Origin of the sequence: Paraliobacillus quinghaiensis (assembly GCF_003426025.1) — a bacterium.
GTDB classification, from domain to species: domain Bacteria; phylum Bacillota; class Bacilli; order Bacillales; family Amphibacillaceae; genus Paraliobacillus_A; species Paraliobacillus_A quinghaiensis.
The window spans coordinates 1-12,825 of sequence record NZ_QJSH01000019.1 but is presented as its reverse complement, the minus strand read 5'-3'; the positions used below and the strand labels follow the sequence as shown (position 1 = coordinate 12,825).

Here is a 12,825-nt window from a genome sequence, read left to right as displayed (position 1 = left end):
TCAAGGTTTGATAACCTATGTTACATCATGCCGCCCATTCCGCCCATGCCACCCATGTCTGGCATTCCGCCACCAGCTGGGTTTTCTTCAGGGATGTCTGCAACTACTGCTTCAGTTGTTAGGAACATTGCTGCAACAGATGCTGCATTTTGTAGTGCTGAACGCGTAACTTTTGTTGGGTCAACGATACCAGTATCGATCATGTTTACCCATTCGCCAGTTGCTGCGTTGAAACCAATGCCTACTTTTTCACCTTTAAGCCGCTCTACAATAATAGAACCTTCTAGACCAGCATTGTGTGCAATTTGACGAACTGGTTCTTCTAATGAACGAAGAACAATGTTTGCACCAGTAGCTTCATCGCCTACTAAGTCAAGTGCTTGAACATTTGTATATACGTTGATTAATGCTGTACCACCACCAGCTACGATACCTTCTTCTACTGCTGCGCGAGTAGAGTTCAATGCATCTTCAATACGAAGTTTACGTTCTTTTAATTCTGTTTCAGTAGCCGCTCCAACTTTGATAACAGCAACTCCACCAGAAAGTTTTGCTAAACGCTCTTGTAATTTTTCTTTATCGAATTCAGAAGTAGTTTCTTCTGCTTGTGCGCGGATTTGTGCGACACGAGAAGAGATTTGTTCTGGGTTACCAGAACCTTCTACGATAGTTGTGTTTTCTTTTGTTACTACTACTTTAGTAGCGCGACCTAATTGTTCAATTGTAGTGCTCTTTAATTCAAGGCCAAGATCTTCTGTAATTACTTCTGCACCAGTTAATGTTGCAATGTCTTCTAGCATTGCTTTACGACGGTCACCAAATCCTGGAGCTTTAACTGCTACAGCATTGAATGTGCCACGAAGTTTGTTTACAACTAATGTAGCAAGTGCTTCGCCTTCTACATCTTCTGCAATCAATAGAAGTGGTTTACCTTGTTGTACAACCTGTTCTAATACTGGAAGTACTTCTTGAATATTATTGATTTTCTTGTCAGTGATTAGAATGTATGGATCTTCAAGTTCTGCTTCCATTTTATCTTGGTCAGTAACCATGTATGGAGATGCATAACCACGATCAAACTGCATACCTTCTACTACTTCTAGTTCTGTATTGAAACCTTTTGATTCTTCAATTGTAATAACACCATCGTTACCAACACGTTCCATTGCTTCAGCAATTAATTGGCCGACTTCATCATCACCAGAAGAGATAGATGCAACTTGTGCGATTGATTCTCTTCCTTCGATTGGTTTGGAAATCTTACGTAATTCTTCTGTCGCTACATTTACAGCTTTTTCAATACCACGACGAACACCTACTGGGTTTGCACCAGATGCAACGTTTTTCAAACCTTCTTGAATCATTGCTTGTGCAAGGACAGTTGCAGTTGTTGTACCATCACCAGCAACGTCATTTGTTTGAGATGCAACTTCAGAAACTAATTGTGCACCCATATTTTCAAACTTGTCTTCAAGTTCAATTTCTTTAGCAATCGTTACACCATCATTCGTAATAAGAGGTGAACCATATTTTTTATCTAAAACTACGTTACGTCCTTTTGGTCCTAATGTTACTTTAACCGCATTTGCTAGTGTATCAACACCACGTAGCATTGCGCGACGAGCATCTTCACTAAACTTTAATTCTTTAGCCATATTAAACATCCTCCTCAATTCTTAAGTATATAAGTAGTTTGTATTCTTCACTTATCCAATGATTGCTAGGATATCATTCTCACGAAGAATTAAGTATTCTTTTCCTTCATATTTCACTTCTGTTCCTGCAAATTTAGAGAAAATAATCGTATTTCCTTCTGCAACTTCCAGAGCGATTTTTTCTCCATTATCTGTCACACGGCCAGAACCAACTGCAACAACTTTTCCTTCTTGCGGTTTTTCCTTTGCAGAGTCTGGTAGGACAATTCCACTTGCAGTTTTTTCTTCCTGTTCTACAAGCTCGATAATGACGCGATCACCTAATGGTTTTAACATAAAAAAACCCTCCTTCATTTATTTCAAGATATTTTTATTGGTTTTTAGCACTCGTCATCAATGAGTGCTAACACAATTATTATAATAATGAATTGTTATCCAATTTGCAAGTATAATACTAGCAAATTTATATATTTTCATCATAGAATTCAGAAAAAAATTGGACTAGTTCAATTCTATGTCTAAATTGTGTTAAAATACATATAATTAATAACTATTTATTTTGAAGGAGACGTTTGATTTTGACAAAGCGATACTTGTATATACTCATGACATATATTTTAATGCAGTTATCTGCTATTCCTGTAGCATTGTTTTTAGACAGTCTTCAGATAAGTGACAGGACCTTTTCTATTATTGGAATAGGATGGAATATCTTTAGCTTTGTAGCAGCACTAGTAATTTTCTTAATCCTATTAAAACCGGAAAAAGATTTACGAAAAGACCCAGATGCTGCTAGTTTTGGGATGGTCATTGTTTGGTCACTCATCGGTATCTTTTTAGCTTTCTTCGGACAATTTTTTGTTAATATTATTCAAATGCTCTTATTTGATATTAGCCCAGCTTCAGAGAACACACAAAACATTATGGAAATTGCAAGAGCTGTACCAATCTTCATTGTTGTTATCGCTGTAATTGGACCAATATTAGAAGAGATTGTTTTTCGTAAAGTTATTTTTGGTGTTATTTACAAAAAAACGAATTTCTTTATTGGTGCATTAGCATCTGGTCTTATTTTTGCAGTGGTTCACAACGATTTCCCACATACACTAACTTATCTTGCAATTGGCTTTGTCTTTGCATTTGTGTATGTACAATCAAAACGCATTATTGTTCCAATTATCGCACACGTAACAATGAATGCTGTGGTAGTTATTATCCAATTGAACATCGATCCAGAGGAATTAAAACGCTCAATTGAACAATTAGAGAAGTTACAAATGATCTTATTTGGAGGCTAGATTTACCATGCGTTTTTCACCATTAGTTATGGCCACCGTTTATTTTTTGGTAGGTGTAGCTTTTACTTATTTTGGAATCCAATCAATTGAAGATACCGTGTGGAATATGATGACTATTCTGATGGCTATATTTGCAACTTTTGATTTTGCCATCTCTTTTCGATTAATCCGTCTGCACATTAGAATAAAAAAAGCTATGAATAGTAAGAAATAAGACAGCATCTTTTCGATGCTGTCTTATTTATGTAAGCTCTATTCTTCAATTTCTAAAGGATAATGCTTCATGAAATAGATTAATGATTGTAGTTCTACTGCTAAGTCAATATGGTGTACACGCACTTCTTCAGGAACAGTAATGCGTGCAGGTGTGAAATTCAGAATACCTGTAATTCCTGATTCCATTAATCGTTCTGTAATTGTCTGCGCTTCTGCACCTGGAACGGTTAAGATCGCTGCTTGAACATGATTAATTCGCTCTTCTAAATCATCAATATGATATACAGGGACACCACCAATTTCTTGTCCCACTTTATTTGGATCAGCATCAAATGCCATCTCAATTCTCGTATTATTATTCTTAGTAAAGTTGTAATGTAGGAATGCTGTTCCTAAATTACCTACACCAATTAATGCAACATATGTAGTTTCATCTTGATCTAATGTCTTTCGAAAAAAGCCAAGTAGATATTCTACATTATAGCCATACCCTTTTTTACCTAGAGCTCCAAAATAAGAAAAATCTCTTCTTATTGTAGCTGAATCAACTTTCACCGCTTCACTTAACTCTTTTGAAGAGACACGTGATTTTCCTTGTACTTGCAAATTATTTAAAAACCGGTAATATAACGGCAATCTTTTTGCTGTTGCTTGTGGTATTTTACTTTGTGCTGCCATGATCGAATCCCCCCTTTTTAAATGCTTTTTAACAAAACCCCAATTAGTTCTGATAGCGTAATCAAATACACTAACCCTATAATCGTATTTTAACAGAAAATACTGATTCTGTCGTGAAAGTCTTCACTTACTTACTTTATAGTATAAAACATTTTCTATATTTATACACAACGATTTGCTTGCTAGTTTAGGAAAAAGTACGATACACTTAACAAGATGAGGTGACAAGCAAATGATTTTAATGCAAATAAACAATTTAGTAAAAAGATTTGGTGCTGAACTTATTTTAACAAATATAAAATTGGAAATACAAACAAGGGATCGAATTGCAATTGTGGGGCGTAATGGAGCCGGTAAATCAACTTTATTAAAAATAATGGCTGGCCAGATTTCCTATGATGAAGGTGAAATTCATAAACCAAAAGATGTTTCTTTAGGTTATTTAGCACAAAATACAGGTTTAGAAACAACTGCAAGCATTTGGGAAGAAATGCGTAGTGTTTTTGCTGACTTAATCCAAAAGGAAACAACGCTTCGTGAAATGGAACAAAAAATGGGTGATCCACTGATCATTCAAGATGAAGCAAAATACCGGCAATTACTATCACAGTATGATCTACAACAACAAGCATTTAAAACAGAAGGTGGCTATCAGTACGAAGCCGATATTAAGGCAGTCTTAACCGGGTTGAACTTTTATGACTATAGTACACCTATAAACGAGCTGAGTGGTGGACAAAAAACACGATTAGCCTTAGGTAAACTTTTATTATCAAAACCAGATATTTTAGTATTAGACGAGCCTACCAACCACTTAGATATTGAAACATTAACATGGCTTGAAGGGTATTTAAATAACTATTCCGGTGCAATTGTAATTGTTTCACACGACCGTTACTTTTTGGATAAAGTAACGCAAACCGTTTATGAAATATCTCGTAATAAATCAAAAAAGTATCATGGTAATTATAGTAAGTATTTAGATCAAAAGGCAATAGATTATCAACTCGAAATGAAGCAGTTTGAAAAACAACAAACTGAAATAAAAAAGCTAGAAGATTTTGTCCAAAAAAATCTTGTTCGAGCTTCGACAACAAAAAGAGCACAAAGTCGTAGGAAACAGCTAGAAAAAATGGACAGACTAGATCAACCAAATGGAGATGAATCCTCTGCTTCTTTCTCTTTTGATATTAACCGTCGAAGCGGAAATGATGTACTAAAAATAAATAATCTTCGTTTTAGTTATGAGGATAGTGATACACCTGTTTTTTCTGATTTAACTTTTCAGGTTTCGCGTGGAGATCGAATTGCTTTAGTTGGGCCTAATGGTGTGGGGAAAACAACTTTATTAAAGACGATTATAGGAGAATTAAAAGCAAACAGTGGTTCCATAGATATTGGTACTAATGTTCAAATCGGTTATTATGACCAAGAGCAAACAAAACTAACGTCTACTAAGTCTGTTTTAATGGAGCTATGGGATGACTATCCTATGATGAATGAACGTGATGTCAGGACTGTACTTGGTAATTTTCTATTCTCTGGTGACGACGTATTGAAGGCTGTTTCTTCATTAAGTGGTGGTGAGAAAGCACGTCTTGCGCTTGCAAAGCTAATGTTGCAAAAAGCAAATTTGTTAATTCTTGATGAGCCTACCAACCACTTAGATTTAGATAGTAAAGAAGTATTAGAAGCAGCGTTAATTAATTTCCCAGGGACCATTGTCTTCGTCTCACATGACCGTTATTTCATTAATGAAATTGCTTCCCATGTGATTGAAATGCAACCAGAAGGGGCAACCGTTTATTTAGGTGACTACGATTATTATATTGAAAAGAAACAAGAGGAACTGGAATTACTACAATTAAAAGAAAAGAACGCTAAACCTGTAGAAAAGCAAGAAGTGAAAACATCTTTTCATGAGGATAAGGAAAGAAAGCAGGCACAACGTAAAAAAGAAAGACGAATTACCGAAATTGAGAAAACGATAGAAGAACTCGAACTGAAAATTAACACAAATGAGGACCTATTATGTCAACCGGAGATATTTCAGGATCATGAGAAAGCCTTAGAATTAACAGAACAAAATGATGAGCATAATAACCAAATTGAAAAATTAATGGAAGAATGGGAGTCATTACAAGAAGATGCATGAGACTATTATTAAATAGTCTCATTTTTTCATATTCACATAGTTATACACAGATAAAATAGTGAATATACAATGTTTTTTCAGTTTATCCACGTTATCCACAGAAATATATGTACTTATACACATTTTTTGTGCACAAGTAGAAGACTTATATACAGCCATTTTAAAGTAACTATACACATTCGTAAAATTTTCTGTGGACAACTGTGAATATATCCACTTAGTATTTTATTTTATTGGCCGTTTTTTCTTTTTCAATTAACTTATCAACAACCCATTTCATTAAAGCAGCTTTTATTATATAAATGGGTAGTGAATAAATATATCTCCAATTCTCTAATTTATAAATACCAAGCCATACAGTTATTGGCTCAAAAATAAAGGTGAAAATAATCGCCATAATTAAATTAGCTAAAATAAATGTCTTCCATTTTGTAAAGTACTGATATAAAAACATATGGGCAACAACAATTATTCCTAAATCAATTGGTATTAATCGAGGCATTATATTTGCTAATTGATATGGATAAGACCAAAGGTGTGCTTCAACCCCCATATCATCTAGTATTGATACGAGTATCATTAATAGTGTCCCATACAACAGTATATGTGTGCATCTTTTTTTGTCTACAAACTTCCACCAAACAAACCAAGGAAGAAAAAGTGTAAATAATAATAACCACCATTGAAAAGTAAACAAATTATCAGATAGCCAATACTCTAGCCTCATATCACTTAGCTGGGTATGGACATTCTGTATATCATTGAAAGTTGTGGTATTACCCATCATGTATCCCTGCCTTTTTCATCTTGATCATTAACTCTCGCAACTCCTAAAGCTAGGTGTTCCCAAAGTACTCCTTCTACTTTATCAATCAATGACATTGGACATTCTACAACTAATAATACTTCAGACTTTTTTCCTTTTATAATTCTTTTCCTTTTATGCACAAATTTAAAGCTAATATAATCAATACTAAAACCAACTAGAAAACCTACTGCTGCACCAATTAATCCCCAGTAAATGGGACCCCATTCCAAAGTAAAACCTACACTTGCTCCAATGACAGCAAATGCTGTTCCTATCGCCGCTCCCTTGTCAAATAGACTAATACCATCAGAGCGGTGGAGCGTATCAAACAGGCTACTCTCTTCCGCACGATTGTTAAGTGGTACAGCGAGAATATTGTCTTTTTTTAGTCCTATTTTCTCCAATGATGTAATTGCCAATTCAATGTATAATGAATGTTCAAATGTTGAAAAAATCTGCACTCATTCCACCTCATCAACTTTAACTGGAATTTTAAAACGATGTTGTTGATAATTCTCTTTTAAGAATTTTCTTTGTTCGCTCTTAAACAATTTATTGTTTTCAACTGTATTCACATAAGAATCATAAATAGAAAATCCGTAAAGTGAAGGTAAAAATAGGAGCCACTGTGGGTCAATCACTTCTGTGGCTAGATTTATCTCACCAAGAAAAAGAAACTGAACTGCAACAAGTAGCTTTGAATAGTATACAAATACAATCATACATACCATCGTAAACAAAGCTTTAAAAACTCTATGAATGTAAAGTTGGCCTAACCCTGGAGAGAGTAGAGACCAGATTATTGCCATGATCGGCCTTCTTTTATCTAAATAATTAACCTCAAATGCACTAATAGCATACGATTTAAATGAAGCATTTTCATGGTCGGCTAGTACAAAAACTTTGTTCATGTCAACAGTTGTACGATAACTATCCCATATACCAAATAGATAAACGGGTATATATAAGAGCATCCATCTAGGTTCTAATACATCTTTTGCCATTTCCATATTTCCTGTAAATGAATAAACCATCGCGAGGTTTAATTTTGTCATACTATTAATGAAGATTTCCCATATACACAGAATATAACCTCTCAAATATTTAGATAATAGAAGATGACCGAATCCAGGAAATGCCGCTGACCACCAAGCAACTATATAAGGATTTCTTAGGTGTAGTTGTGTTGTACCAAGAACACTAACATGTGCTTTCAATCTGCGTGCTCCATTTGTTGCGTAAGAATTATTCATTGTTTTTGAGCAACCTTTTTAGTAATAATAGTTTTTAATTAATATTTACTAATTAAATGGAAATATGTAATTACGGTTCATAAAAGAGGTTAAAGTCACAAATTTTTTATTTGTCAGCTTACGAAAAAAAGACTGCAGTAGTTGCAGTCTTTATCATAATGTTATTAATTTTTGTCGCGCTCTCCATATCTTTCAAGGTCTAAACCTGGATTTGCATTCAAATCCCAACCAGCTCGATGACCCTGATCATAAGCAATCGATCCTGCTGCACCAATCATTGCCGCATTATCTGTACACAGACTTAATGGTGGAATTGCTAAATCTATTGATTCTGACATAAATTTTTCCTGTAATTTTTCACGTAATCCTTTATTAGCAGCTACACCACCAGCAACAATAACTTGTTTTACATCAAATTCTTTTGCTGCTTGATAGGTCTTTTCTGTTAAAACTTCGACAACACTTGCTTGGAAGCTAGCAGCTAGATCTTCTTTTTTCAGTTCCTCACCACGTTGTGTTGCATTGTGAATTGTATTAATCACAGCTGATTTTAACCCACTAAAGCTAAAGTCATAAGATCCTTCTTCTAACCATGCTCTTGGAAGATCAATCGTTTCATTGCCTTGTGCTGCTAATTTATCTATTTGAGGTCCACCTGGATAACTTAACCCTAAAGTACGTGCCACTTTGTCATATGCCTCACCCGCTGCATCATCACGTGTTTCACCTATTACTTCAAATTTTCCGTGTTCACGCATTAAAATTAACTCAGTGTGACCACCAGAGACAACTAGTGCCAATAGTGGGAAAGAAAATTCTTTGACGAGACGATTAGCATAGATATGACCAGCAATGTGGTGAACACCTATTAAAGGTTTATCATGTGCAAATGCCAACGCTTTTGCTGCGTTTACACCTATTAATAACGCTCCTACCAAACCTGGTCCTTCTGTTACAGTAATTGCGTCCATTTCTTCAACAGTCATTTCAGCTTGTTTCAATGCCTCTTCTAAAACAAACGTAATCTCTTCAACGTGGTGACGAGATGCAATCTCAGGTACGACCCCGCCAAAGCGTTTATGACTTTCTATCTGAGATGCAACAACATTCGCTACTATTTCCTTACCATCTTTAATGATAGCAACAGCAGTTTCATCACAACTTGTTTCAATTGCTAATATGTATTGATGTTTTTTATTATCCATTATAAATTCACCCACATTACCATTGCATCTTCATTATTATCGGTATAGTAATTTTTTCGAATACCAGCTGGCATAAAGCCAAACTTTCGATATAATTTCTGAGCAACTATATTTGATACACGTACTTCCAATGAAAGTCTTTTAGCCCCATTAATAATTGCCTGATTAATAATATATTGAAATAAACCAGAACCATATCCATTTCCTCGAACAGACGGTAGAAGTGCTATATTCGTTATTTGTCCCTCATCGACTACAACCCACAACCCGCAAAATCCAATAATAATTCCATCTTTCTCCACTACGTAATAATGCGCATATGGGTTTTCGGTTAATTCTTTTTGATATATATCAATTGTCCAAGGTATAGTAAAGGACTCTCTTTCTATTGCTGCTACCTGATTAATATCTTCATACACCATTTTCCGAAAAATTGTATTACTCATTTTCGACCTTCGCCGTCCTTTGTGCCTCTAACCATTTTGCTTCTGCTTCAACTAAGCGCAAATAATTAGGTGTTAGATTATGAATATTATCAGCTTCTTTATATCGTCCATAAACAGCTAATAATGACGGGCGAGCAGTATGATATATTTCTTCGGGAATAATTGCATTATCTCCTAAAATTTCAATAATTAAATCACGATACTGATCAATATCAGGACTCAAAAATACAACTTTATGGTTTACATCCTTCAGTTGTTCTAACCAATCTTCAAATAAAACATTCTTTTCCTCTACCGTAGTTAACAGGCCATCTTCAGCTCTTTGAAACAATCCTGTGTAAACTAAACCGCGGCGGGCATCAAAAAACGGGCAAATCGCATAACCTAACTCTCTTGCTTGCAAAGCCAATGTTTCTAAACTAGAAATGCCCACAACTGGAATGTTTAACGTCCACGCCATTGTTTTTGCTGTAGATAATCCAATTCTTACGCCCGTATACGATCCTGGTCCTTTTGCAACAACAATTTTTGTTAACTCTTTTGGTGTTAAATCAACATCACGCATAAGTTGTACAATTGCTGGCATCAATCTTATAGAATGTTTGTTTTTATTATTAGAGATGTATTCAGCGGTTATTTTATTGTCTTGATAAATAGCGATACCCATCGTTTCATTTGACGTATCAATTGCTAGTATATTCATCTTGCTAGCTCCTCACATATTCTTTCAAAGTCAATTCCATGAGGATAAAATGTAATAGTCCGTGTACGTTCATCTTCTACATTCATTGAAATGTCCAAACGATTATTCGGTAAAAATTCTTCAATAAATTGTGGCCATTCAACTATGGAAATACCATCACCATTAAAATATTCATCAAATCCAATGTCCTCTTCACTGTTTTCTAAACGATAAACATCCATATGATAAAGCGGTAACTCACCCTTGTACTCTTTTACAATTGTGAAGGTCGGGCTATTAATTGTACGTGTGACTCCTAAACCTGCCCCTATACCCTTGGTGAAAGTAGTCTTACCTGCCCCTAAATCTCCTTTAAGTGTCACTACATCACTAGGACGTAAAAGCACTGCAAGTTTTTCTGCTAGTCGTTTTGTCTCTTCTGTTGTTTTAGTTGTAAATTTATATTCCATTATAACTTCTCCTAACTTCGATGCGTGTATCCACCTTTTTCAAGCACATGTTTTTTCCCGTTTTCAATCAGAAATACATTATTACTACCATTTGGCTCATACAAAACATTACCGATCTCAGATATTTTCACAGCCGTTTTCTTTGCTGCTTGCAAAACACTATCCCAATCCTTTTGAGGTACAGATCCTACTAACTCAAAATCTTCTCCACCAAATAGTTGAAATGCTCGTTGTTGTTCACTTGAAAATTGTTTTAGTTTTGGATGTTTTGGTAACTTTTCATAATATAGCTGCACAGTTAAGTTTGAAGCGGTTGCCAATTCACTTGCTTCATTTGCAATTCCATCACTTATGTCATTTAATGTAACCCGTTCTAACGTACTTAATGCTTGAGCAAAAGCTACACGAGGTGTAGGCAATCGATGTCGATCGATCAAGTAATTATTGTCCTGTACCAGATCGTTTTTATCGGAAGTCAATAGGTGTAATCCTGCTGCAGCATCTCCTAAGGTTCCTGTTACAAATAAGACATCACCATCTTGCATTGTACTACGATATCTGGCCTTTTGTTTGTCAACAAAACCAATAATCGTAATAGAGACGACTAATTCTGATCCCCCAACTGTATCGCCACCTATTAAATCCATTTTATAGGTAGACGCTATTCTATCCATCCCTTGATATATTTGTTGTAACTCAGATTCACTCCAGTTTTCAGGGATTACAATTGAAATCATATAATAAGCAGGGGTTGCTCCCATTGCAGCCATGTCACTAATATTAGCTGCTAATACACGATAACCAATATGATATGGATCCATCGTCTTACGCGAAAAATGTACATTCTCCACAAAGGTATCAACTGCAGTTACAACATCTTGATAATTTTGTCTAAATACAGCTGCATCATCGCCAATCCCTTTTAAAAGAGAAGGCTGTTTATATGTATTTTGTTTTATTGAATCAATAAATTTGAATTCATCCATAAAATAACCTCATTTTTAATTACTATCTCTATAATAGCAAAAAATAAGGGAAATAAAAATGATGACGTTTTTTATAGTCGGTTTAGAGGGGATGGAATTTATATAAGGGGATTTCAATATGTTTTTTCATAAAATGTTTTATTGAATCAATAAATTTGAATTCATCCATAAAATAACCTCATTTTTAATTACTATCTCTATAATAGCAAAAAATAAGGGAAATAAAAATGATGACGTTTTTTATAGTCGGTTTAGAGGGGATGGAATTTATATAAGGGGATTTCAATATTTTTTTTCATAAAAAAAAACCTTAGGATTATCCTAGGCTTCATTTCTATATTGTTATAAAAATGGCGGTCCGGACGGGACTCGAACCCGCGACCTCCTGCGTGACAGGCAGGCATTCTAACCAACTGAACTACCGGACCATTTTGGTTGCGGGGGCAAGATTTGAACTTGCGACCTTCGGGTTATGAGCCCGACGAGCTACCAGACTGCTCCACCCCGCGATAATGTAGATCTTAAATCTACTATAAAAGATAAAGTACTGGCTTAGCGACGTCCTACTCTCGCAGGGGCAAAGCCCCAACTACCATGGGCGCTGAAGAGCTTAACTACTGTGTTCGGCATGGGAACAGGTGTGACCTCTTCGCTATTGTCACTAAACCATATTACTAAGTATATCTTATGTTCTTTTATTAAGAAATATACATCCAATATATATTCTTAATTTATAAGGACAAGGATTATTATACTTGATTCCTAAAAGAAATGCAAGACTTAAAGGTAAAATATATTTATACCTTCAAAACTAGATAAGAAGTACAACAAGACAACATAAATATTATAGTTAAGTCCTCGATCTATTAGTATTCGTCAGCTACACGTGTCACCACGCTTCCACCTCGAACCTATCAACCTCATCGTCTCTGAGGGATCTTACTCTAAATGATGAGAAGTCTCATCTTGAGGG

Annotated in this window: 13 protein-coding genes, 2 tRNA genes, 2 rRNA genes and 1 pseudogene; 3 read left to right on the top strand and 15 right to left on the bottom strand. The window is 35.2% G+C overall.

Annotated features, from left to right (window positions below):
• Positions 1–20 precede the first annotated feature (20 nt).
• Positions 21–1,655 carry a chaperonin GroEL gene (gene groL, locus D2K40_RS12120; protein WP_117156324.1) on the bottom strand — a complete coding sequence of 545 codons (1,635 nt, stop codon included), beginning with the start codon at positions 1,653–1,655 and terminating at the stop codon, positions 21–23.
• Between the two features lie 51 nt (positions 1,656–1,706).
• The gene (gene groES / locus D2K40_RS12115; protein ID WP_117156322.1) at positions 1,707–1,991 is read right to left on the bottom strand and encodes a co-chaperone GroES; all 285 of its coding nucleotides are present in this window, start codon (positions 1,989–1,991) and stop codon (positions 1,707–1,709) included.
• Between the two features lie 242 nt (positions 1,992–2,233).
• Here groES and D2K40_RS12110 point away from each other — a divergent pair, with 242 nt between their 5' ends.
• Both D2K40_RS12110 and D2K40_RS12105 read left to right on the top strand, forming a co-directional pair.
• The gene (locus D2K40_RS12110) at positions 2,234–2,953 is read left to right on the top strand and encodes a CPBP family intramembrane glutamic endopeptidase (protein ID WP_117156320.1); all 720 of its coding nucleotides are present in this window, start codon (positions 2,234–2,236) and stop codon (positions 2,951–2,953) included.
• A 7-nt stretch (positions 2,954–2,960) separates the two neighbouring features.
• The gene (locus D2K40_RS12105) at positions 2,961–3,167 is read left to right on the top strand and encodes a YdiK family protein (RefSeq protein WP_117156318.1); all 207 of its coding nucleotides are present in this window, start codon (positions 2,961–2,963) and stop codon (positions 3,165–3,167) included.
• A 38-nt stretch (positions 3,168–3,205) separates the two neighbouring features.
• Here the strand turns inward: D2K40_RS12105 and D2K40_RS12100 are convergent, their stop codons facing one another.
• Entirely contained in the window at positions 3,206–3,847 is a 642-nt protein-coding gene (locus D2K40_RS12100; RefSeq protein ID WP_188618834.1) for a redox-sensing transcriptional repressor Rex, read from the bottom strand.
• 232 nt (positions 3,848–4,079) lie between these two features.
• Between D2K40_RS12100 and D2K40_RS12095 the strand changes: the two genes are divergently transcribed.
• On the top strand, positions 4,080–6,002 hold the full coding sequence (locus D2K40_RS12095) for an ABC-F family ATP-binding cassette domain-containing protein (RefSeq protein WP_117156314.1): 1,923 nt from the start codon (positions 4,080–4,082) through the stop codon (positions 6,000–6,002).
• Between the two features lie 217 nt (positions 6,003–6,219).
• On the opposite strand, the gene D2K40_RS12090 is transcribed toward D2K40_RS12095, so the two are convergent.
• From D2K40_RS12090 to D2K40_RS12035, 12 genes and pseudogenes are all read right to left on the bottom strand, one after another.
• Positions 6,220–6,786: a CBO0543 family protein gene (locus D2K40_RS12090; RefSeq protein ID WP_162879208.1), complete on the bottom strand. Its 567-nt coding sequence runs from the start codon at positions 6,784–6,786 to the stop codon at positions 6,220–6,222.
• Positions 6,786–7,271, bottom strand: a complete 486-nt coding sequence (locus D2K40_RS12085; RefSeq protein WP_117156310.1) for a glycine zipper family protein — start codon at positions 7,269–7,271, stop codon at positions 6,786–6,788. Before D2K40_RS12085 ends, D2K40_RS12090 begins: the two co-directional genes overlap by 1 nt.
• The gene (locus tag D2K40_RS12080; RefSeq protein WP_117156308.1) at positions 7,272–8,063 is read right to left on the bottom strand and encodes a hypothetical protein; all 792 of its coding nucleotides are present in this window, start codon (positions 8,061–8,063) and stop codon (positions 7,272–7,274) included. It lies immediately after the preceding gene.
• Between the two features lie 164 nt (positions 8,064–8,227).
• Entirely contained in the window at positions 8,228–9,268 is a 1,041-nt protein-coding gene (gene tsaD / locus D2K40_RS12075; protein ID WP_229666771.1) for a tRNA (adenosine(37)-N6)-threonylcarbamoyltransferase complex transferase subunit TsaD, read from the bottom strand.
• On the bottom strand, positions 9,268–9,714 hold the full coding sequence (gene rimI, locus D2K40_RS12070; RefSeq protein WP_117156303.1) for a ribosomal protein S18-alanine N-acetyltransferase: 447 nt from the start codon (positions 9,712–9,714) through the stop codon (positions 9,268–9,270). The genes tsaD and rimI overlap by 1 nt, the downstream gene beginning before the upstream one ends.
• Entirely contained in the window at positions 9,707–10,417 is a 711-nt protein-coding gene (gene tsaB / locus D2K40_RS12065) for a tRNA (adenosine(37)-N6)-threonylcarbamoyltransferase complex dimerization subunit type 1 TsaB (protein ID WP_117156301.1), read from the bottom strand. Before tsaB ends, rimI begins: the two co-directional genes overlap by 8 nt.
• A pseudogene (gene tsaE / locus D2K40_RS12060) lies at positions 10,398–10,869 on the bottom strand (tRNA (adenosine(37)-N6)-threonylcarbamoyltransferase complex ATPase subunit type 1 TsaE). Before tsaE ends, tsaB begins: the two are co-directional and overlap by 20 nt.
• Before the next feature lie 8 nt (positions 10,870–10,877).
• On the bottom strand, positions 10,878–11,852 hold the full coding sequence (thiL, locus tag D2K40_RS12055; protein ID WP_117156297.1) for a thiamine-phosphate kinase: 975 nt from the start codon (positions 11,850–11,852) through the stop codon (positions 10,878–10,880).
• Positions 11,853–12,203: 351 nt separating this feature from the next.
• Positions 12,204–12,280, bottom strand: a tRNA-Asp gene (locus D2K40_RS12050).
• Positions 12,281–12,284: 4 nt separating this feature from the next.
• Positions 12,285–12,361 (bottom strand) — tRNA-Met (locus D2K40_RS12045).
• Positions 12,362–12,402: 41 nt separating this feature from the next.
• Positions 12,403–12,518: ribosomal RNA gene (rrf, locus tag D2K40_RS12040) — 5S ribosomal RNA — on the bottom strand.
• A gap of 180 nt (positions 12,519–12,698) precedes the next feature.
• Positions 12,699–12,825, bottom strand: a 23S ribosomal RNA gene (locus tag D2K40_RS12035); the annotation flags it as partial.

What these genes read in the sequence shown, in the direction of transcription:
- D2K40_RS12080 (WP_117156308.1), bottom strand. Translation starts at nt 8,063, where the DNA reads ATGAATAATTCTTACGCAACAAATGGAGCACGCAGATTGAAAGCACAT.
- rimI (WP_117156303.1), bottom strand. Translation starts at nt 9,714, where the DNA reads ATGAGTAATACAATTTTTCGGAAAATGGTGTATGAAGATATTAATCAG.
- D2K40_RS12095 (WP_117156314.1), top strand. Translation starts at nt 4,080, where the DNA reads ATGATTTTAATGCAAATAAACAATTTAGTAAAAAGATTTGGTGCTGAA.
- D2K40_RS12100 (WP_188618834.1), bottom strand. Translation starts at nt 3,847, where the DNA reads ATGGCAGCACAAAGTAAAATACCACAAGCAACAGCAAAAAGATTGCCG.
- groES (WP_117156322.1), bottom strand. Translation starts at nt 1,991, where the DNA reads ATGTTAAAACCATTAGGTGATCGCGTCATTATCGAGCTTGTAGAACAG.
- D2K40_RS12105 (WP_117156318.1), top strand. Translation starts at nt 2,961, where the DNA reads ATGCGTTTTTCACCATTAGTTATGGCCACCGTTTATTTTTTGGTAGGT.
- tsaB (WP_117156301.1), bottom strand. Translation starts at nt 10,417, where the DNA reads ATGAATATACTAGCAATTGATACGTCAAATGAAACGATGGGTATCGCT.
- groL (WP_117156324.1), bottom strand. Translation starts at nt 1,655, where the DNA reads ATGGCTAAAGAATTAAAGTTTAGTGAAGATGCTCGTCGCGCAATGCTA.
- tsaD (WP_229666771.1), bottom strand. Translation starts at nt 9,268, where the DNA reads ATGGATAATAAAAAACATCAATACATATTAGCAATTGAAACAAGTTGT.
- thiL (WP_117156297.1), bottom strand. Translation starts at nt 11,852, where the DNA reads ATGGATGAATTCAAATTTATTGATTCAATAAAACAAAATACATATAAA.
- D2K40_RS12090 (WP_162879208.1), bottom strand. Translation starts at nt 6,786, where the DNA reads ATGGGTAATACCACAACTTTCAATGATATACAGAATGTCCATACCCAG.